Origin of the sequence: Streptomyces sp. NPDC020845 (assembly GCF_044334165.1) — a bacterium.
Classification (GTDB): Bacteria; Actinomycetota; Actinomycetes; order Streptomycetales; family Streptomycetaceae; genus Streptomyces.
In genome coordinates this window covers 86,896-106,778 of the sequence record NZ_JBIRSJ010000017.1, presented here as the reverse complement: position 1 = coordinate 106,778, position 19,883 = coordinate 86,896, and the positions used below count along the sequence as shown (strand labels likewise).

At 68.3% G+C, this 19,883-nt stretch carries 16 protein-coding genes and 1 pseudogene; 6 read left to right on the top strand and 11 right to left on the bottom strand.

Annotated elements, in window-relative coordinates; all coding sequences use genetic code 11:
- Positions 1–75: 75 nt before the first annotated feature.
- The gene (locus ACH4U7_RS39065; RefSeq protein WP_398532515.1) at positions 76–885 is read right to left on the bottom strand and encodes an intradiol ring-cleavage dioxygenase; all 810 of its coding nucleotides are present in this window, start codon (positions 883–885) and stop codon (positions 76–78) included.
- Between the two features lie 377 nt (positions 886–1,262).
- Here ACH4U7_RS39065 and ACH4U7_RS39060 point away from each other — a divergent pair, with 377 nt between their 5' ends.
- The 4 genes and pseudogenes from ACH4U7_RS39060 to ACH4U7_RS39045 all read left to right on the top strand — a co-directional run bounded on the left by ACH4U7_RS39060 (position 1,263) and on the right by ACH4U7_RS39045 (position 4,856).
- A complete protein-coding gene (locus ACH4U7_RS39060) occupies positions 1,263–2,276 on the top strand; it encodes a polysaccharide lyase family 1 protein (RefSeq protein ID WP_398532514.1) in 1,014 nt (337 codons plus the stop codon).
- A 282-nt stretch (positions 2,277–2,558) separates the two neighbouring features.
- Positions 2,559–3,854, top strand: coding sequence for an RNA-guided endonuclease InsQ/TnpB family protein (locus ACH4U7_RS39055; RefSeq protein WP_398532513.1), 1,296 nt, complete (start codon positions 2,559–2,561; stop codon positions 3,852–3,854).
- Between the two features lie 36 nt (positions 3,855–3,890).
- Positions 3,891–3,992, top strand: a pseudogene (locus tag ACH4U7_RS39050) (jacalin-like lectin); the annotation flags it as partial.
- Positions 3,993–4,025: 33 nt separating this feature from the next.
- Complete coding sequence (locus ACH4U7_RS39045) at positions 4,026–4,856, top strand: EI24 domain-containing protein (protein ID WP_398532512.1); 831 nt, start codon at positions 4,026–4,028, stop codon at positions 4,854–4,856.
- Positions 4,857–4,859: 3 nt separating this feature from the next.
- Here the strand turns inward: ACH4U7_RS39045 and ACH4U7_RS39040 are convergent, their stop codons facing one another.
- Positions 4,860–5,150 (bottom strand): hypothetical protein, encoded by a 291-nt coding sequence (locus ACH4U7_RS39040; protein ID WP_398532511.1) that lies wholly within the window; start codon positions 5,148–5,150, stop codon positions 4,860–4,862.
- A gap of 6 nt (positions 5,151–5,156) precedes the next feature.
- A complete protein-coding gene (locus ACH4U7_RS39035; protein ID WP_398532510.1) occupies positions 5,157–5,411 on the bottom strand; it encodes a hypothetical protein in 255 nt (84 codons plus the stop codon).
- Between the two features lie 251 nt (positions 5,412–5,662).
- Between ACH4U7_RS39035 and ACH4U7_RS39030 the strand changes: the two genes are divergently transcribed.
- Positions 5,663–6,502: a helix-turn-helix domain-containing protein gene (locus ACH4U7_RS39030; RefSeq protein WP_398532664.1), complete on the top strand. Its 840-nt coding sequence runs from the start codon at positions 5,663–5,665 to the stop codon at positions 6,500–6,502.
- Complete coding sequence (locus ACH4U7_RS39025; protein WP_358636284.1) at positions 6,499–6,708, top strand: DUF397 domain-containing protein; 210 nt, start codon at positions 6,499–6,501, stop codon at positions 6,706–6,708. Before ACH4U7_RS39030 ends, ACH4U7_RS39025 begins: the two co-directional genes overlap by 4 nt.
- 80 nt (positions 6,709–6,788) lie before the next feature.
- Here ACH4U7_RS39025 and ACH4U7_RS39020 read toward each other — a convergent pair whose 3' ends face one another.
- The 8 genes from ACH4U7_RS39020 to ACH4U7_RS38985 form a co-directional block, all read right to left on the bottom strand.
- Positions 6,789–10,787, bottom strand: a complete 3,999-nt coding sequence (locus tag ACH4U7_RS39020; protein WP_398532509.1) for a trypsin-like peptidase domain-containing protein — start codon at positions 10,785–10,787, stop codon at positions 6,789–6,791.
- Between the two features lie 64 nt (positions 10,788–10,851).
- Positions 10,852–12,021: an aldose epimerase family protein gene (locus ACH4U7_RS39015; protein ID WP_398532508.1), complete on the bottom strand. Its 1,170-nt coding sequence runs from the start codon at positions 12,019–12,021 to the stop codon at positions 10,852–10,854.
- 33 nt (positions 12,022–12,054) lie between these two features.
- Complete coding sequence (gene mmsB, locus ACH4U7_RS39010; RefSeq protein ID WP_398532507.1) at positions 12,055–13,308, bottom strand: multiple monosaccharide ABC transporter permease; 1,254 nt, start codon at positions 13,306–13,308, stop codon at positions 12,055–12,057.
- The gene (mmsA, locus tag ACH4U7_RS39005; protein WP_398532506.1) at positions 13,305–14,867 is read right to left on the bottom strand and encodes a multiple monosaccharide ABC transporter ATP-binding protein; all 1,563 of its coding nucleotides are present in this window, start codon (positions 14,865–14,867) and stop codon (positions 13,305–13,307) included. The genes mmsB and mmsA overlap by 4 nt, the downstream gene beginning before the upstream one ends.
- A gap of 17 nt (positions 14,868–14,884) precedes the next feature.
- Positions 14,885–16,000, bottom strand: a complete 1,116-nt coding sequence (chvE, locus tag ACH4U7_RS39000) for a multiple monosaccharide ABC transporter substrate-binding protein (RefSeq protein WP_358636816.1) — start codon at positions 15,998–16,000, stop codon at positions 14,885–14,887.
- A 36-nt stretch (positions 16,001–16,036) separates the two neighbouring features.
- A complete protein-coding gene (locus tag ACH4U7_RS38995; RefSeq protein ID WP_398532505.1) occupies positions 16,037–17,035 on the bottom strand; it encodes a hypothetical protein in 999 nt (332 codons plus the stop codon).
- Positions 17,036–17,289: 254 nt separating this feature from the next.
- Positions 17,290–18,300: a zinc-binding dehydrogenase gene (locus tag ACH4U7_RS38990; RefSeq protein ID WP_398532663.1), complete on the bottom strand. Its 1,011-nt coding sequence runs from the start codon at positions 18,298–18,300 to the stop codon at positions 17,290–17,292.
- 218 nt (positions 18,301–18,518) lie between these two features.
- On the bottom strand, positions 18,519–19,682 hold the full coding sequence (locus ACH4U7_RS38985; protein ID WP_398532504.1) for a mandelate racemase/muconate lactonizing enzyme family protein: 1,164 nt from the start codon (positions 19,680–19,682) through the stop codon (positions 18,519–18,521).
- Positions 19,683–19,883: the final 201 nt, after the last annotated feature.

Genomic DNA, 19,883 nt, shown 5'->3' with positions numbered 1-19,883 from the left:
CCGCCGGGCCATGGGTGGCGCGCCGGGCGGGGGCCGTAAGGCGGGAGAGTGCGTCAGACGGGAGAGTGCGTCCGGTCAGGCGTCGGGGTCCACGCCGACCGTGAGGGTGCCCTTGTAGCCCGCCGAGGTCGAGGAACCCAGCGCGGTGAGGGTCAGCAGCCCGGAGGCCGCCCCGCCGCCGTCGTAGATGCCGTCGGCGTCGAGGGTGGTGCGGGGGACGGTGTTGGTGGAGTACGGGGAGAGCTTCGCGACCGCCTGGGTGACGGTCTCGGAGAAGAAGAGCTGGCCGGTGTGGATCTCGTTGCCACCGGTGAACGAGCCGTCGGAGGTGAGTGTGACGTCGGTGTGCACCTTGAGGTGGATGTGGATGCAGCGGCCCCGGTACCAGCCGGGGTAGATGCCGGTGAGCTTGGCGATTCCGTCGGTGCCGGTGAGCACGCCGCCGCGGAGGAACTTGCCGTTGTCCGGCTCCTGGTGGCCGTTGTTGCCGACGAAGCCGGAGTACTCGCCGAGCGCGTCGCAGTACCAGATCTCCACGAGCGCCTTGTCGAGGGGTGCGCAGGTGGCGTTGTCGACGACGGTGAGGGCGAGCTGGAGCGGGATTCCGGGCTTGCTCTCCGAGACGTCGGAGCGGACGAGCGCGTGCTCGAGGTAGTAGGGGCCTTCGGTGAGCTCCTTGGTGAGGGTGCAGACGGCGGCCGCCGCGGGGGCGACCCGGGGGGATGCGGCCTGAGGTTCGGCTTCGGCTTCCGCGCGGCCGGCGGTGGCGACGGCCGCGCCCAGTCCGACGGCCGCGGCGGCGGCGCTACCGGCGATCAGTACTCTGCGGCGCCCGATGGGGGCGGACACCTTGTCGATTTGCGGCTCTGCCGCGTGGTCTGTCATGAGCACGCAAACTAGAAAGGGTTGCTGTGCGGCCGCTGTGGGTTCGGCAAAGTCTCCGCGCGTCAACAGGTCTTTAACGCCAACTCCTTGTGGCGGGAGTGATGCGATGGGCATTGGGTGAAGGGTTGTTGACGGTGACGACAAGGGCGTTGACATCACTACAAGCGCTTACTAGCTTCGTTCCCGGTAGCTGCCCTCTGCTGGCACGGACTGACCACCCGCTTGGCAGCAGAGTCGAACACGTCAGAGAACACGTCAGAGCCGCACCTTTGGCGATCTCCACCGGCCCTAGCGACCAGCGTGCTTGCCGCTCTTCAGCAAGCGCTTGCCTCCCCTCCCGTGTGGAGATCTTCTCGGAATGAGAGGACTCCCCCCCCATGACAGAACAGCGCACCATCCTCCGCAGGCGCCAACTCACCGCCCTCGCCGCGGGTGTCGTGGCCGCGCTCACCCTCGGCACCGTCTCGGCCGTCTCCGCCCACGGCGCGCCGTCCGGCGACACGGCCGGCGCCGCCATCACGGCCGAGAACTCGCCGATCGGCTTCGGCGCGGGCACCACCGGCGGCGGCAACGCCTCCGCCACCACCGTCACCACCCTGGCCGCCTTCAAGAGCGCCGTCGCGAGCGACAGCGCGAAGGTCGTCAAGGTGTCCGGCCTCATCTCGCTGTCCGGGCAGGTGGACATCGGGTCCAACACCACCGTGCTGGGCGTGGGTTCGTCGTCCGGGTTCACCGGCGGTGGGCTGCGGCTGAAGGAGAAGACCAACGTCGTCATCCGCAACCTGAACATCAGCAAGCCGGTGGCCCCCGCGGACGCCATCACCGTCCAGAAGTCCACGAAGGTGTGGATCGACCACAACACCCTTTCGGCCGACCGGGACCACGACAAGGACTACTACGACGGCCTGTTGGACATCAACCACGCGTCCGACAACGTCACGGTGTCCTGGAACAAGTTCGCCGACCACTTCAAGGGCAGCCTGGTCGGACACAGCGACAACAACGCGAGCGAGGACACCGGCCACCTGAAGGTGACCTACAGCCACAACTGGTTCTCCAACGTGTACTCGCGGATCCCGAGCCTGCGGTTCGGGACCGGACACTTCTACGACAACTACGTGCAGGGCGCGGAGACCGCCGTGCACCCCAGGATGGGCGCGCAGATGCTCGTCGAGAACAACGTGTTCCGCGACACCAAGGTGGCGGTGACCACCAACCGCGACAGCGACGTGGACGGATACGCGGTGCTGCGCGGCAACGACCTGGGTGGCGCCGCCACCGAGATCTCCCAGGTCGGCAGCTTCACCAACCCGCCGTACTCGTACACCGCCGAGCCCGCGTCGTCGGTCGTCTCGACGGTGACCGGGCAGGCCGGAGCGGGCAAGATCTGAGCACCACCCCCGCACCTCGCACCCGTACCGCCCCGCCGGAGCCGACTCCGGCGGGGCGGTACTCAATCGCCCGCAATCACCGGGCGAAGTCCACCAGCTCGCCTCCGGAAGTTGGCGCACACGCTGCGTGTGATCTCCTCCGTATGCGTCAGATGCGCGTGGTGAAAACCTTGTGTCGACACTTCGTCACGAAAACCAAACGCGTATGCGAGAAAACATGCAATGTCTGCCAGTTCCGATCGATCCATGCTTAGCCATAAATCGACCAGTACGGTGATCGGTATGAAGCTCCGGTACAACTTCCGCGTGTACCCCAGCCCTTCGCAGTGCGGCAAGCTGGCGAGGGCGTTTGGGTGCGCCCGCGTCGTATGGAACGATGCCCTCCGCTTGCGCCACGATGCCCACGCCAAGGGCCTGCCGTGGCCGGCGGCGGCTGAGTTGTCCAAGCAGGTCATCACCGAGGCCAAGAAGACTCCCGAGCGGGCCTGGCTCGGCGAGGTGTCTGCCGTGGTGCTCCAGCAGTCCCTGCGCGATCTGGAGAGGGGGTTCAGTAACTTCTTCGCCTCGAAGATGGGAACCCGACGCGGCCCGGTGATGGGCCCGCCAAGGATGAAGAAGAAGACCGCCCGGCAGACGATCCGATTCACTGCGAACGCCCGCTGGTCCATCACCGAAGGCGGCAAGCTGAGGCTGCCGAAGATCGGCGACATCCAGGTGCGCTGGTCCCGCGAGCTGCCCTCCGCGCCCTCGTCCGTGACCATCATCAAGGACCCGTCGGGCAGGTATTTCGCATCCTTCGTGGTGGAGGTGGACGACAAGCCCTGGCCCGAGCTGGATGTGGAGGAGACGGACACCGGGATCGACCTGGGGCTGTCCTCTTACGCCGTGCTGCGCGGCCGGAAGATCGCATCCTCGAAGTTCTTCCGCCGTCAGGAACGCAAGCTCAGGTGCGCCCAGCGTGCTGTTTCCCGCAAGCAGAAGGGATCGAACAACCGGCGCAAGGCCAGGCAGGTCGTCGCCAGGATCCATGCCCGCGTCGCCGACCAACGGCGCGACTTCATCGAGCAGGAGACCACGCGCATCGTCCGCGAGAGCCAAGCGGTCTACGTGGAGGACCTGAACGTGAAGGGCATGGCCACTCGGCGCGGCGGGCTCGGCAAGAGCGTCCACGACCAGTCCCTCGGCACCTTCGTCCGCACCCTCGAAGCCAAGTGTGAACGGTACGGGCGGACGTTCGTCAAGGTCGACCGGTGGTTCCCGTCCACCCAGCTGTGCTCCAACCCGAGGTGCGGACGCCTCACCGGCCCCAAGGGCCGCGAGCAGCTCCACATCCGCGCCTGGACCTGCACGGGGTGCGGTACACGCCATGACCGGGACGAGAACGCCGAGGTCAACATACGCGCCGCTGGACGGAAACGCGCCGCCGAAATGCGCCGCGAGGCGGAGCGTCAAAACGCCTGTGGAGAGCACGTCAGACCCCGCACGCCGGGGCAGCGCTCGTCGAAGCAGGAACCCACCCGAAGCCTCGCCGCTGCACGCAGCGGGGCAGGCGGGAGTCACCCACGTTCACGAGGGTGAGGACGTCAAAACAACGAACACCCGGCCTTCCTCAGCGCCGTGACGTACACCGCCCCCGCGGGGTGGCAGATCACCGGCTTCACGGGGCGTGCGGGGGATGAGATCGACAAGCTGGGAGTGGTGTACGCGCGGAAGTAAGAGGTTCACCCAGGCCAAGTAAGCTACGGCCCCATGCGTGATCTTGCGGCCGGGTTCGGCTATCTGGTGAAGGGGCAGCGCTGGGTGGCCCGGCACGGACGGTGGTGGGGGTTCGGGATGATTCCCGCCCTCATCACCCTCGTCGGGTACGCGGCGGCGCTCGTCGCGCTGTTCTTCTGGACCGACGACATCATCGACTGGGCCACCCCCTTCGCCGACGGCTGGCCCTCGCCGTGGCTGGACGTCTTCCGGGGCGGGCTGTCCGTCCTCTTCGTCGGCGTCTGCCTCTTCCTCGCCATCCTCACCTTCACCGCGGTCACGCTGCTCGTCGGCCAGCCCTTCTACGAATCCCTCTCCGAACAGGTCGACATCTCCGAGTCCGGCACCGCGCCCGAGTCCGGTCTGCCGCTGTGGCGCGAGCTGTGGATCGGCCTGCGCGAGGCGATCGCGCTGGTGTTCCGGGTAGCGCTGTGGGGCGTGCTGTTCTTCGCGTTGGGCTTCGTACCGGTGATCGGCCAGACCGTGATCCCGGTGCTCGCCTTCTGCGTCACGGGCTTCTTCCTGACCGAGGAACTTACGTCGATTGCCTTGCTGCGGCGGGGGGTGCTGCTGAAGGAGCGGCGTCGGCTGCTGCGTGGCCGCCGGATGTTCAGCCTCGGCTTCGGCGTCCCGCTGGCGCTGGCCTTTCTGCTGCCGCTGGTGGCGGTGTTCCTGATGCCGGGGGCGGTGGCGGGGGCGACGCTGTTCGTACGGGATCTGATGGGGGAGGAGGCGCGGGCGGATGACGATGACGATGCGGACGGGGACGACGACCGTACGCAGCCGGGTTACCCTGCGGCGCCTTATTCCGGGGCGCAGCCGTAGCGGCTACGGGGTGAAGCGAACCGTCACGTTCGCCCAGCCGTCCGGACTCGCGTAGTGCCAGGTGCCGGTTTCGTCGGCTGAGAGCATTGCTTCGGAGTACAGGGCTGCGACGAGGAGTTTCCAGGGCTCGTCTCGTTCGGTGGTTTCCTCGTGGGCCAGGTCCCCTAGCGATTTGTCGGCCGCTGTGAAGATGGCGGTGCGGATATCGACATACCGCGCGCGGTCGGCTTTTCCTGTGGTGACGCCGGATGTGCTGATGAACGTCCATTCGGCGTGCCAGGGGCCATCTGCCATGGGGGCTCACTCCGGCGAAGTGCTGCCTCGTCGGCGCTGGGCGTGAAGCTTGGCGATGGCGCGTAGCTGGCGCTGCTCGTACGCGGTGGCTGGTCGCACTGAGGCACAGTGCGATCGCCATTTGAGGCCGGTGGGGCGGGTGAGGCAGACCATCGGGCCGTCGAAGTCGGCGATGGTCGCGGGCATGTCGTAGTGCCGGTCGTAGACCACCATGCCGACCGCGAGACGGGGCAGGGTGGTGGTCCAGTCCGCGCGGTTCACTTCGACCCCCGCCCCAGATGCTGAGCGATCTGTTCGCCCAGGGCCACCGATTGCTGCCGCAGTTCCTCCAGGGTCGGCCGGTCGCCGCTGCCCTGCTGCCCCTGCTGTTCGTGCTGTTCGTCGGCCTGTCCTGGCGGATTTGTGGTTTCGCCAACCATCGATGGCTCCTCTCCGTAGTGTTACCACTACTGGGAGCGCCCAGCGTGGTCTACAGGCGGGGTGTCTTCAACGTTCCAGGCACGGAGGGCACATTGGTAAACCTGAAGGAGTTGAACCCGGACGCCTCGCCCCAAGCGGCCTACGGGGCGCGTTTACGCAGCAAGCGGGAAGCGCGCGACTGGACTCAGGACCAGTTGGGTGAGCGGATGGGCTACTCGGGGAGGCATGTTTCGGCGGTCGAAACAGGCTGCAAACCGCCAACGCGCCGGTTCTCGCGGTGCGCGGACACGGCCCTCGGGCTCACCGGGACCTCAGACTCGTTCGAACGCGCGTGGGGGGAGCTCCGGAACGGCAGTCTGCTGGAGGGGTTCCCGGAGTACGTCGGGTACGAGGCCCAGGCAGTAGAGATCCGGCTCTACAACATTGGGATCGTCCCCGGCTTGTTGCAGACGCCGGAGTACGCACGGGTGTTGGCCGACAGCGCCGTGCGGCGGGGCGCTATCACACCCGAACAGGCTGATGAACGTGTCTCGTTCCTGGCAGAACGACAGGTCGCGCTGGTGCGTCCCCGGCCACCCATGGTGTTTGTGACCATGGACGAGAGCTGTATCCGTCGGCCCGTTGGCGGGGCCGACGTCATGGACGCCCAGTTGGCCCATCTGGTCGAGTTCGCCAATTTGCCGAACACGCTGCTACAGGTGGCACCGTACGAGATAGGGGAGCGCCGGACGTTCGATCTGCCCGTCAACCTGTTGACGCTGCCGGACCGGTCCGTGATCTGTTACGCCGAGTCCCAGGCTCAAGGAAACCTGGACCGAGAGAGTACGTCCGTGGCGCCCATGCTGACGGCCTACCATCAACTACAGGCCGAAGCCTGCTCGCAGGCGGAGTCTGTGGCCATGATCGAGCGGGTACGAAAGGGCATCTCGTGACGACCGATTCCCCCAGCTGGTTCAAGTCTTCCTACAGCAACAACGGAGGCGACTGCATCGAGGTCGCCGCCAACCTCGTCGCCTCGCGCGGCATAGTCCCCGTCCGTGACAGCAAGGAGCCGCACGGCCCGGCGCTCGTCTTCGAGTCGTTCGCCTGGTCGTCGTTCGTCGCCGCCGTCAAGGGCGGGGAGTTCCCCGCCGCCTGACCACGAAGCAACGCGAACGCCCTACTGCCCCGCGCTGCGAATCCGTTGCGCGGGACAGGAGGGACCGACCGTACGTCGGCCTACCCCTCGTCCTCTCCTTCAGCGCGCTGATTGAGCAGGGCGGCCAGCCACTCGACGTCTCGGCGGCGCGAGAAGGCGGTGTCGGGCGGCGCGAGTGAGGCGTACACGGTCCGGAGCGCGGAGATGTCTTCCGGGGTGAGGGGAGCGCCGAGAGAGCGCAGCCCGTCCACGGCCTCCCTGACCCCGTACAGGCTGCGGAGCTCGGCGTCGCCCGCACGCAGCGCGAGCACCTTCCGGTATGCGGCGGCCGCCTCGCCCTTCTTGCCGCAGCGTGCCAGGAAGCCGCCAAGCCGCATGAATTCGTAGTCGTCCGTGGCCACAGCTGACCATCGCCGGAGCAGATCCTCCAGAGCCCCCCGTTCGCCGCACCGCTCCAGCATCCGGGCCAGATCTGCCAAGTCCCGCGTGGGCAGGCGGGGGGAGGCGGCCGCCTCGAGCAGCAGGGCCCGTCCCTCCTCGGGGCGGAGAGCGGACAGCAGCCGCAGGGGCTCTGTGAGAGCCACCATTTCCCAGGTGTCGGGATCGCCCATGTACGTGCGCACCAGGGTCAGCGCGAGGCGGCTGGCCTCGTCTTCCACCCCCGCACCGGCGAGGAGCCGGGCGATGTCCAGTCCCACATCGCCCGATACCGGCCGCCGGGACAGTGCGATGAGCGCGTCGACCGCCACCGCGTGGAACTCTCCGCCGAGCAGGTCCTCGACCGCGCGCAGAGCGGTTGAGACCTCAGTGTCGGGGTGGTTGGCGATGGTCAGCAGCGCCTCCAGACCACGCGGGTCTCCAGCCCATATGAGGTATTTGGCGATCTCCACCGCATCGCCCAATGGCATGGGAAGGGCGAGGCGTGCCTCCGTAGCGTTCCGTACCTCGTCGACATAACCCTCGCCATGCAGCGTGCGGGCGACTTCGGCCCAGTAGGGCCCGTCCAGAGGGGGTGAGGTGCCGTCCTTTCCGGGAGCGAGTGCGGCGAGGGCCGGCTCCGGTACGCCCGTTCGCGCCAGCACGGTGTACGGGGTGGCGTTCATTTCGTCGGACGGGAGAGGGGTGCCGAGGATCCTCCATGCGACAGCCGCAGCCGCCTCATCCCGTCCGGCGGACAAGAACGCTTCGGCAGTGGCACACAGAGCCTGGACGATGTCCCCGAGCCAGTACTCCCGCTCGCCCTTCCACAAGCGGCTGATATTGGGCGGCCAATCCTCCACCATGGTGAAGAGCGCGTCGGTCATGGAGTCCGCTGTGTCATATGCACCCGCCGCGATCAGTAGCCGCATGTCGTCCGCGTTGGGCAGCCGGTCACCGTCGGGAGGCAGATCCAGCAGGCGTAGCAGCGATACTGCGTCCCCCAGTGCGACAGCGCAGTTGCCGAGGAGTACGCGCTCCAGGTCGCCGTCGGCCCGCAGTGACATATCGGTGAGGACACGTCGCACGGGGCCGTGGATCCGGTTGCCCAGGGCCAGCAGGTGGTACGCCGCGGCGATCCGTCCTTCACTGACCGGACCGCTCCAGGTTCCCCCGGAGTTCGGCGACGCATAACTCGTGTGCTCAATCTGCCGCGACGCCAGAAGACGCTCGGCCTTTGCCAGTGCGGCCTCGAAACCGAAGATGCGCCCGAGCGCAACGACGGCACCTGTGCGCGCGGTGATGCTGAGCCGATCGTTGTCGGCCATGGTCACCAGGGCCTGGTATGCCGCGTCGCGCATGGGCTGGGCGGCGATCAGAGCGCAGAACTCCTGTGCGTGCCAGCCGGAACCGGCCCTCTCCAGCAGCCGGTTCAGCACCGAGGTGGTGAGGGCATCGGGCACCCGCACCCCCTCCGCCAGCAGCCGCCCGGCCAGCGCCGCGTGGTCGTCCGGAACACTGCTGTCCCCGTCCAAGACGATGATGCTGGACCCCTGGTGCTTGCCAAAGAGGTCGTAGTCGTCACTGCTCCGTAGCAGCCACCCCACCAACGCCTCCGCATCGGCCCCCGCCCGCCTCGCCCAACACGCGATGGCCAGCACCCCGAAGTCCCGCCGCTCCCCATGGAGCGCGTCCCGAACCAACTCGTCCCGCAGCGGCTCCGCCCCCGGCCAGTCGGCGGGCAGCCGACTCGCCGTGTCGTGGGCGGCCAGGTATTCCGCGAAGCTGCGGTGAGCCCAGAGCGACTCTCCCGGGCCCTTCTCGTACAGCAACAGCCCGGCGCCGCTCAGCAGACCGGTGACCACCTCGCGCCAGCCGTGCAGGAAGTCCGTGGGCTCGTCGGCCTGCTGGGCGATCCACCGCAGCGCCTCCTCCAGCAGCGGTGCGTCAGCCGTCAGCGTGTTGTGGGCGAGTGCGGTGAGCAGCGGGACACGCGCGCCGTACAGCCACTCCGCGAGCCGCCGTGAGCCGCCTGCCTGAGCCACGGCCCGAAGCAGCCCGGCCCGCCGTTCCTCCTCCCCTGGACGACCGCTGAGCAGATAGCCGACGCATTCCTGGTACAGGCCGGGGCGCCCGGTCGGGAGCGCGGCACCCGGCGCTCGGCGGAAGATCGACAGGGTGATCGCCGCGACCAGGGGCGTACGGACCAACTGCCGCAGCCCGCTGCGCTCGACCTCCCGCAGGAAAGCCTCGGCCCGCTCAGATTCCCCGTCCAGCCAGCGGCGGGCCAGTTCGCGGAGCTGGGACTCGTCGAAGGGGGCGAGGGCGTACGAGGCGAGGCCCGCGTCGCGCAAGGGGGCCAGCTCGTGCAGGGGCAGGAAGCGGGTGGTGACCACCCAGCGGTACGGGCCCGACGCGTTGGCCGCCACGATGGAGATCACGCGCCGCCGCGCCGCCGTGTCCACGATCTCGTCCAGGCCGTCGACCAAGAGGAGCCAGCCACCGTCGCCGCCCGACTCGAAGAGGTCGCGGGGGAGTTCGGTCCCCAAGTGGCCTCCGAGCCGCCGCTGCACCGAGTCGCGAAGCAGGGAGGGCAGCGGGGCGCCGTGGGTCAGGTCGACGGCGGGGATGCGTACGGCGTGCTCCCGCGCCCCGGGTGCGTCCGCACCGCGCCGCGCCACCCGTTGCGTGAACGTCGACTTCCCCGCCCCCGCCTCGCCCTCGATCAGCACGTGCCGGTGCAGCTCCAGGATTTCCTCGGCGGGGATGGGTTCGGGGGCGGCCGCCGCTTCGGTGTGTTCCACGACCCGCTGGTGGACGTAGACCCGTTCCAGACCAGGAGCGTTGGCGTCCAGGAAGCGGTAGGGCTGGACGTCGGAGTCCGTGCGTTCGGCGCTCAGCAGGGCCCGTATGGCATCCTCCCGCTGCCCCGCGCGCCCGGCGGGCACGCGGACCTGCCGCAGCCCCTCCCGCCGCGCGGGAAGGCCGGTGAACAGGGCGAGTTGGGCCGACTCCGCCTCGCTCAGCGCCTCGTGCCAGCGGTCCACGCGTGAGGCCGTGAGCCGTCCCAGGCCCTCCGTAGCGTGCTGTTCGATGACGACGCCGATGAGATGGCCCTCGCTCCACACCGCCGCGCCCGACATGGCCTCCCAGGGGGACACCTCGGGGTCGGGGTCCGGGGCGGGGGCGTCGACCCGGATGGAGAGGGTCTTCTGGCGGGTGTTGGACCAGGGGGAGATGGTGCCCTGCTGGTGGTGGGCGTCCCGGAAACGCGAGCCCGAGCCCGATCCGGGTGCGTCCTCGCGGAGCTTGAAGCGTGGGAAACCCATCATCGAGCAGGGGAGTTCGCCGTCGGCGTCCACCAGTCTGCCGAAGGTGACCGTTGGGACGGGAGGCAGGTCCGGGGTGTCCATGAGGGACACCACCGCGATATCGATGCGCGGGGCCGTGAACACGACGACCCCGTCCGCACTCCACGCGCCCTCCTGGTCCGCGCGGAACCTGAGCTGGATGCTGGCGGCATCCGCCACCACATGCGCGGCGGTGAGGACCGTACGGTCGGTGACCAGGTACCCCGATCCGCGTTTGCCCTTGCGTCCGCCATCGTCCGTTTCATAGGTGACGATGACCTCCGCGACCCGGTCCGGGTCCAGACCCCGCATGCGAACTCCCTCCCGCCCCGCACTCTAAGGCCATCGCGCGGGGTGGGAGGGAGATGGGCGGTGCTCAGCGCGTCGAGAACGAGTGCACCGTCGTCGACCGGTATGTCTCTCCCGGCCGCAGCACCGTGGACGGGAATCCGGGCTGGTTGGGCGAGTCGGGGAAGTGCTGGGTCTCCAGGCAGAAGCCGTCGCCCTGCCGGTAGACCTTCCCCGATGTGCCCGCCAGCGTCCCGACCAGGAAGTTGCCGGTGTAGAACTGCACACCCGGCTCGGTGGTCGCGATCCGCATCACCCGCCCGGACTCCGGCTCGCTGACCGTCACGATGTGTTCGGGACGGCTCGTGATGCCCTTGTCCAGGACGAAGTTGTGGTCGATCCCCTGTCCGTAGAGCACCTGCTGGTGCGCCTCGCGGATGTCCCGGCCGACCGCCTTCGACCGACGGAAGTCGAACGGTGTGCCGGCGACCTTCGCCAGTTCGCCGGTCGGGATGAGGGTCTTGTTGACCGGGGTGTAGCGGGAGGCGGCGATCTGGAGCCGGTGGTCGTAGATGGAGCCGGTGCCCTCGCCTCCCAGGTTGTAGTAGGTGTGGTTGGTGAGGTTGACGACCGTGGCCTTGTCGGTCGTGGCCTCGTAGTCGATGTGCCAGTCGCCCGTCGAGGTGAGGGTGTAATCGACGCGGACCGTCAGCTTCCCGGGGTAGCCCATCTCGCCGTCGGGGCTGACCCGGCGCAGGGTCAGGCCGACGTTGCCGCCGTCCTCGAACGGTTCGATGGACCAGATCCGCTTGTCGAAGCCCTTGTCCCCGCCGTGGAGGCTGTTGGGGCCGTCGTTGACGGGGAGTTGGTAGGCGTGGCCGTCAAGAGTGAACTTGCCGTTCGCGATGCGGTTGCCGTAGCGGCCGATCAGGGCGCCGAAGTACGGGCTGCCGGCCACGTACGAGTCCAGGTCGGCGAAGCCCAGCGACACATTGGCCATGCGGCCGTGGCGGTCGGGGATCTCCAGGGACTGGACGATGCCGCCGTAGGTGAGTACGGACAGCCGGGTGCGGCCGTTCTCGATCGTCCAGCGGTCGACCTTGGTGCCGTCGGCCAGCGTTCCGAAGTGTTCCTTCACCGCGCGTCCGCCTCCCTTCGCGCCCTTCGCGTAAGCCGTGCCCGTGCCCGTACCGACGGCCGTGGCTGCCAGCCCGGCGGTCGCTGCCGCCGTCATCAGTGTGCGTCTGCTCGTGGTCATGTGCGGCTCCATCAGTAGAGGTGGGAGACGGACTTACGAACCGACCCTGCGCTTGTTCCAGATGTCGAAGCCCACCGCGGCGAGCAGCACCAGGCCCTTGATCACCTGCTGGTACTCGGTGCCGATGCCCACCAGCGACATGCCGTTGTTGAGCACACCGAGCACCAGACCACCGATGATCGCGCCCAGCACGGTGCCGACGCCGCCGCTGGCCGAGGCGCCGCCGATGAACGCGGCGGCGATGGCCTCCAGCTCGAAGTTGAGGCCCGCGCTCGGGGTGGCGGAGCCCAGTCGGGCGGTGAAGACCAGGCCGGCGAGGGCGGCCAGCAGGCCCATGTTGACGAAGACCATGAAGGTGACGCGCTTGTCGCGGACACCCGACAGCTTGGCCGCGGGCTGGTTGCCGCCCAGGGCGTACACATGCCGGCCGACGACGGTGTTGCGCATCACGAAGGCGAAGATCACCATCAGGCCCGCCAGGATCAGCAGGCCGAACGGCGCGCCGTGCCAGCTGGAGAGGGTCATGGCGAAGGCCATCACCGCGGCCACGATCGCGACGCACTTGACGTAGAACAGGCCGATCGGCATCACGTCCAGCTCATACGCCGCACGCTGCTGCCGGCCCCGCCACTCCTGCCAGACGGCCACCGCGCACACCGCGAGGCCGATGACCATGGTGGGGTTGTGGTACTGCGTGTACGGGCCCATCTCCGGGATGAAGCCGATGCTGATCTTCCGGAAGCCCTCCGGGAAGGGCGACAGGGACTGTCCGTCCAGCAGGATCTGGGTGCCGCCGCGGAAGACCAGCATGCCGGCCAGGGTGACGATGAAGGACGGGATCCCGACGTACGCGATCCAGAAGCCCTGCCACGCCCCGGCGGCCGCGCCGACCAGCAGACAGAGGATGACCGCGAGCGGCCAGGGCACATCGTGGTTGACCATCAACACGCCCGCGAAGGCGCCGACGAACGCGACCAGTGATCCGACCGACAGATCGATATGGCCCGCGATGATCACGATCATCATGCCGATCGCGAGGATCAGGATGTAGCCGTTCTGCTGCACCAGGTTGGTGACGTTGAGCGGCCGCAGGAGGATGTCGTCGGACCATATCTGGAAGATGACGATGATCAGCGCGAGCGCCACCAGCATCCCGTACTGGCGCACATTGGCCCGCATGCTCCGCACCAGCAGCGACCAGTTCTGGATCAGCAGCTCCACGAGGTTCCGGGGGGTGCCGGCCGGCGGTGGTGCCGGGTTCTTGGTGTCCTGGGTCGCCGTGCTCATCCTTCGTCTCCTCTGTCCCTGGTCATGTGGCGCATCAGAACCTCCTGAGTCGCCTCGGCCCGCGCGACCTCCCCGGTCAGCCGCCCAGCCGCCATCGTGTAGATCCGGTCGCACATGCCCAGCAACTCGCCCAGCTCCGAGGAGATGAAGACGACGGCCTTGCCCTGTGCCGCCAGGTCGTTGATGACCGTGTAGATCTCGTACTTGGCCCCGACGTCGATGCCACGGGTGGGCTCGTCGAGGATCAGCACCTCAGGACCCACGTGGATCCACTTGCTCAGCACGACCTTCTGCTGATTGCCGCCGCTGAGCTTGCCCACCTGCTCGAAGACCGTGGGCGCCTTGATGTTCATGGTCTTGCGGAACCGCTCTGCCACCCGCGACTCCTCGTGCTCGTTGACCACGCCGCGGCGCGCCACCTTGGCCAGCGAGGAGAGCGAGATGTTCCGGCTGATGGTGTCGTCGAGGTTGAGCCCGTAGTGCTTGCGGTCCTCGGTGACATAGGCGATGCCGTGCTCGATCGCCTCCGGGACGGTGCGGGTACGGACCTCCTTGCCGTCGCGGTAGACCCGGCCGCCGGTGTACCGGCCGTAGGCGCGCCCGAAGACGCTCATCGCCAGCTCGGTGCGGCCCGCGCCCATCAGGCCCGCGATGCCCACGATCTCGCCGCGCCTGACGTTCAGCGACACCCCGTCCACGACGTTGCGCTGCTGGTCGATGGGGTGGCGTACGGTCCAGTCCTCGATGGCCATGGCCACCTCGGAGGCGTCGTCACCCTCGTACGGGGTGCGCTCGGGGAAGCGGTTGTCGAGGTCGCGGCCGACCATCCCGCGGATGATGCGGTCCTCGGAGACCTGCGGCTCCGCCTCCGGTGTCTCGCGGACGACCATGGTCTCGATGGTCTGGCCGTCGCGCAGGATGGTGACGGAGTCGGCGACCCTGCGGATCTCGTTCAGCTTGTGCGAGATGATGATGCAGGAGATGCCCTGGGCCTTGAACTCCAGCAGCAGCTCCAGGAGTTTGCCGCTGTCCTCGTCGTTGAGCGCCGCGGTCGGCTCGTCCAGGATCAGCAGCTTCACCTCCTTGGAGAGCGCCTTGGCGATCTCCACGAGCTGCTGCTTGCCCACCCCGATATCGGCGACCCGCGTCTGCGGCGACTCCGTGAGACCGACCCGCTTGAGCAGCGCGGTGGCGTGCCGAAGCGTTTCGTTCCAGCTGATCAGGCCGCCCTTGGCGTGTTCGTTGCCCAGGAAGATGTTCTCGGCGATGGACAGATAGGGAATCAGGGCCAGTTCCTGGTGGATGATGACGATGCCGCGCTGCTCACTGGCCTTGATGTCCTTGAACGCGCACACCTCCCCCTGGAACTGGATCTCACCTTCGTAGCTGCCGTGCGGGTACACCCCGCTGAGCACCTTCATCAGGGTCGACTTCCCGGCGCCGTTCTCCCCGCAGATGGCGTGGATCTCGCCCTCGTGGATGAGGAGGTTGACGTCGGACAGCGCCTTTACGCCGGGGAAGGTCTTCGTGATGGAGCGCATTTCGAGAATGTGGTTCATGTTCCCGGCCTCCATCCCTACTTCAGCTGGCCGGCGGTGTAGTAGCCCTCTTTTACGAGGAGCTGGGTGTTGGACTTGTCGATGCTGACCGGGTTGAGCAGGTAGGCCGGCACGGTCTTCTTGCCGTTGTTGTACGACTTGGTGTCGTTGACCTGGGGCTTGCCGCCGGTCAGCTTCGCGGTGGCCATCTGGACGGTGGCCTTGGCGAGCTTGCGGGTGTCCTTGTAGACGGTCTGCGTCTGCTCACCGCGGATGATGGACTTCACGGAGGGGAGCTCGGCGTCCTGCCCGGACACGGCCGGGTAGGGCTTGTCCTTCGTGCCGTATCCGACGCCGCGCAGCGCGGACAGGATGCCGATGGACATGCCGTCGTACGGCGAGAGCACGGCGTCGACGTCGGCGTTGCTGTACGCCGCGTTGAGCAGGTCCTCCATGCGGTTCTGGGCGGCGCTGGCGCTCCACTTCGCCGTGTACAGCTGGTTGAGCTTCGTCTGCTTGCTGCGCACGACGAGCCGCCCGTCGTCGAGGTACGGCTTGAGCACGCTCATCGCGCCGTTGAAGAAGTACCGGGTGTTGTTGTCGTCCGACGACCCGGCGAACAGCTCGATGTTGAACGGGCCCTTCTTGTCCCCCTTGTCCTTGGGCAGCCCGAGCTTGTTCACGAGATACGTGGCCTGGAGCACGCCGACCTTGAAGTTGTCGAAGGTCGCGTAGTAGTCGACGTACTTCGAGCCCAGGAGCAGCCGGTCGTAGGAGATCACCGGTATGTTCGCGTCGTGGGCGCTCTGCAGCACGTCGGTCAGCGCGGTCCCGTCGATGGGCGCGATCACCAGCAGCTTGTACTGCTTGGTGACCATGTTCTCGAGCTGGGCCACCTGGGCGCGTACGTCGTCCTCGCCGTACTGGAGGTCCGTCTTGTAGCCCGCCGCCTGGAACTGCTTGACCATGTTCTTGCCGTCGGCGATCCACCGCGCGGACGACTTGGTCGGCATCGAGATGCCGATCGTGTTGCTGTTGCCGCCCTTGTAGCGGCTGCCGCCGACCGCCTCCTGACCGCAGGCGGTGGCGGTGAGCGAGAGCGTGAGCAGGGCGGCGAGTGCCGCCAAGGCTCGTACCGCTCTGGCCTTACGCATGATCATCGGGTCGTCCTTCCCTTGTGCGTCCGTGGCTCAGGATTCTTGGGGCGCGGGCTGTGACTGCGCCGTGGCGAAGCGCCGCAGCGAGCCGGGCAGCCGGGAGCCCAGCGGGGACATCCCGCCGTCCGCGCCCAGCCGGGCGAGCATGTCGAGCACGAGCCGGCCTCGGCGTACCCGCTCACGTGCGCTGTTCAGTGCGACATCGCGCAGCTGAGCGCCGTACGGGTAGATGCCGGGGGACTTGCTGAGCCCGAACTTCAGGTAGATGGGGGCGCCGCGGCGGATCAGCTCGGCGGCGTCGTAGATGCGGACAAAGCCACCCAGGTCATCGGGGGCCTCCACATAGAAGTCCATCGGCGCGCCGGAGACCCGGCGGATCTCGGTCAGGTGCTCCAGCGTAAGGTCCGACGGAATGTTGATGGAGTCGGCGCCCAGCTGCTCGTACACCGCGAACGAGGCCGGGTTGACCGGGCCGACCAGCGCGGACAGCTTGAAGGTGGTGTCGGCCGGCAGCTCGCCGCGCTCGCGCAGCTGGTGCAGCAGCCACAGCACGCCCTCGTCCGCGACCAGCAGACACTTGACGCCCAGCGAGGCGGCGCGCAGCGCGTCCTCGACACAGCCCGCGACCGCGTCATGGCCGCGGGCGCGCAAGCCCCCGCCGCGGGAGTCGGTACGGGTGGCGGCGCCGATGTCCCAGGTGCCGCGCGGGCCGGTGAACAGGCACAGCTCGGCGTTGCGCTCGGCGCAGGACTCCACCATCTCGGTGATCTCGGAGTCGGTGAGCATCCATACGCCGCTTCCCTGGCTGATCCGGTGGATCGGCACATCGAGGCGGCTGGCCTCCTTGAACACGGTGGCCAGCGCCTCGGGCCCCTCCACGGAGGGGACCTCGGTGCGCCAGCTGCCGCCGTCCGGGAAGGAGTGCGGGGAGGCGTCGGCGGGGTCGGCGGCGGGTGCGGAGTGGCCGAGCGACGCGAGGGCCGCGTCGGCGGGGCGACGGGGGCCGGAGGTGGTGGCTGAGGCGGCGGTCACGGTGCTCCTTGTGGAGTGATGGCCGGTGTTTCGGCGTCCGGCTGCTGTGCTGCCCGGCACGTCGTCGTCCGGGGTGGGTGATGCGGGGGGTTCGGGGTGGTGCATGGGGCGGTGGGAATGCCTGGTGTCGCCTGACATCTGACCGTTGTCCGACATTTCGAATGACATTCGGGTGATTGGGTACTTGAGGGTAAGTTCGGGTACTTGGATGCACGCCGGTACGGGCCGTGTCAGGGCGGCCCGTACCGACGCGACTACGGGAGGCCCTGCGGGCGCAGCAGAACCTTGCCGATCTTGGGATCGCCGCTGCCGACCAGGTCGATCGCGCTGCCGAAGTCGGTGAGCGGCAGCTCATGGGTGACCAGCGGCAGCAGGGACAGCAGCCCGGCGTCGAAGACCCGCACGGCGTGCGCCCACGCGGCGGGCGGGGCCCCGAAGACCGTCTGCACCTCGAGCTGGCGCACCACCAGATCGGTGGGGTCCAGACCGTCCGCGCCCGCCGCCGGGAGGCCGGTGAGCACGAGCCGCCCGCCGCGCCGCAGCAGCGCGGCGGAGTCCCGGGCCGCGGAGGCGGAGCCCGCGGTCTCGATAACGATGTCGTACGTCCCGGCCTCGGTCTCGGGCAGCGTGTCCGGGGTGTGGAACACCGTCGCGCCGAAGGACAGCGACAGCTCCTCCCGGTCCCGGCGGATGTCGACCACCAGCAGCTCGGCGGGGGAGGCCGCGGCCAGGAACTGCACCGCGATCATGCCGAGGGTACCGGTGCCGACCACCGCGACCCGCTCACCCGGCTGGGCGTTCGCCTTGAGCGCGGCGGCCGCCACGCAGGCGGCGGGCTCCAGCAGCGCCGCGGCGGACAGGTCGGCGTCGTCGGCGAGCGGATGCAGCAGACGGGCCGGGAGGGTGAGGGTGGTGGCCATCGCACCCGGCTGGGTGAAGCCCGTCTCCTCGTACCCGGCGGTGCACAGCGTGGTGTCCCCGGCGTGGCAGCGGTCGCACACCTGGCAGTTGCGGAACCCCTCGCCGACCACCTTCCGGCCGACCAGCGCGGCCGGCACCCCGGCCCCGACGGCCTCGACCGTGCCCGACCACTCGTGGCCGGGGGTGATGGGGTAGCGGACATACCCCTCGGGCCGGTTCCCCTGGTAGATCTCGCGGTCGCTGCCGCAGATCCCGGAGGCGTGCACCCGCACCCGCGCGTCCCCGGGGCCGGGCTCGGCGACGGGGCGGGTCTCCAGCCGGTGGCTGCCCGGCCCGTCGAGCACGAGGGCGTCTTCTGTGGCGTCCTCTCTTACGGGGGCGTCTTCTGTGCCGCTCACATCTGCTCCGTTCCTGCCCCGCCCCGGCCGGGGGCCGGGTGGGCCCTCCCGCCGGAGGCGCTGTCGTCTCCGCCGGGCGTTTTCTGCCCCCTCGCCGCCGCGGGAATCGCGTTCGTCCACCCCTTTGGCGCGGGTCGAGGGATTTCCCTATGCACTGACCGCGTTTACTCGCTGTCCGTCCGCTTGGGGTCCCGCTTCTCCCAGCCCTCGGCCCACAGATCGAACCGGGCCTGCTGCTGCGGGAACTCGGCGGCGGCGTCGGTGTCCAGCTCGACGCCGAGGCCGGGGGCGTGGGAGAGCTCGAAGTAGCCGTCCACGACCTGCGGGGCGCCCTTGACCACCTTCTTGATCTCCGAGTCGGCGAAGTCGTTGAAGTGCTCGAGGATCTTGAAGTTGGGCGAGGCGAAGCCGACCTGGAGGGAGGCGGCGGTGAGCACGGACCCGCCGACGTTGTGCGGCGCGATGAGCATGTAGTGGGTCTCGGCGGTGGCGGCCAGTTTGCGGGTCTCCCAGATGCCGCCGATGTGGCCGACGTCCGGCTGGATGATGTCCACGGCCTGACTCTCGAAGAGTTCGCGGAACTCGATGCGGTCGTGGATCCGCTCACCGGTGGCGACCGGGATGTCCACCTTGGCCGCGACCTTCTCCAGCGCCTTCAGGTTCTCCGGCGGCACCGGCTCCTCCAGCCAGGCCGGCTTGAAGGGGGCCAGCTCGTTCGCCAGGCGGACGGCGGTGGCGGGGGAGAAGCGGCCGTGCATCTCCAGCATCAGCTCGGCGTCCGGGCCGATCGCGTCCCGCACGGCCTCGATGAGCGAGACCGCGTACAAGGTCTCCTTGTGGTCGAGCTCGAAGTGCCCGGTGCCGAACGGGTCGATCTTCAGCGCCTTGTAACCGCGCTCCACGACCCCCTGGGCGGCCTTGTGGTAGGCCTCCGGCGTCCGCTCGGTCGTGTACCAGCCGTTCGCGTACGCCTTGACCTTGTCGGTCACCTTGCCGCCGAGCAGCTGCCAGACGGGCACACCGAGGGCCTTGCCCTTGATGTCCCAGCAGGCCATCTCGATGCAGGCGATCCCCGACATCACGATCTCGCCCGCACGGCCGTAGTCGCCGTACTTCATCCGCCGTACAAGGTCCTCCACGGCGAAGGGGTCGGACCCGGCGATGTGGTTGGCCTCGGCTTCACGGAGATAGCCGAGCAGCGCGTCGGTGTGGCCGAGCATGCGGGTCTCACCGACGCCGGTGATGCCTTCGTCGGTGTGGACCTGCACGTAGGTCAGGTTCCGCCAGGGGGTGCCGACGACATGCGTGCTGATTCCGGTGATGCGCAAGGCGGTGTGCCCTTTCGCGAGTGGTGCGGTGTGTGTTGTTCGATATTTCGTCACACGTTCGAAATCCTGGCGTGACGGTAGTCACCGGGCGTAAGGGGTGTCAATGGCCATGCGTCGAATGGTTGTCGAATGATTTTCACGTTTGTGTCGGGGTCCGCGCGGGGCGACAGCGGCTTCGTTGTCGAACAGATACAGGGGCGG

Bases quoted from the DNA above. Each gene is read 5' to 3' on its own strand.
- ACH4U7_RS39065 (WP_398532515.1), bottom strand. From the start codon at position 885: ATGACAGACCACGCGGCAGAGCCGCAAATCGACAAGGTGTCCGCCCCC.
- ACH4U7_RS39060 (WP_398532514.1), top strand. From the start codon at position 1,263: ATGACAGAACAGCGCACCATCCTCCGCAGGCGCCAACTCACCGCCCTC.
- ACH4U7_RS39055 (WP_398532513.1), top strand. From the start codon at position 2,559: ATGAAGCTCCGGTACAACTTCCGCGTGTACCCCAGCCCTTCGCAGTGC.
- ACH4U7_RS39045 (WP_398532512.1), top strand. From the start codon at position 4,026: ATGCGTGATCTTGCGGCCGGGTTCGGCTATCTGGTGAAGGGGCAGCGC.
- ACH4U7_RS39040 (WP_398532511.1), bottom strand. From the start codon at position 5,150: ATGGCAGATGGCCCCTGGCACGCCGAATGGACGTTCATCAGCACATCC.
- ACH4U7_RS39020 (WP_398532509.1), bottom strand. From the start codon at position 10,787: ATGCGGGGTCTGGACCCGGACCGGGTCGCGGAGGTCATCGTCACCTAT.
- ACH4U7_RS39015 (WP_398532508.1), bottom strand. From the start codon at position 12,021: ATGACCACGAGCAGACGCACACTGATGACGGCGGCAGCGACCGCCGGG.
- mmsB (WP_398532507.1), bottom strand. From the start codon at position 13,308: ATGAGCACGGCGACCCAGGACACCAAGAACCCGGCACCACCGCCGGCC.
- mmsA (WP_398532506.1), bottom strand. From the start codon at position 14,867: ATGAACCACATTCTCGAAATGCGCTCCATCACGAAGACCTTCCCCGGC.
- chvE (WP_358636816.1), bottom strand. From the start codon at position 16,000: ATGCGTAAGGCCAGAGCGGTACGAGCCTTGGCGGCACTCGCCGCCCTG.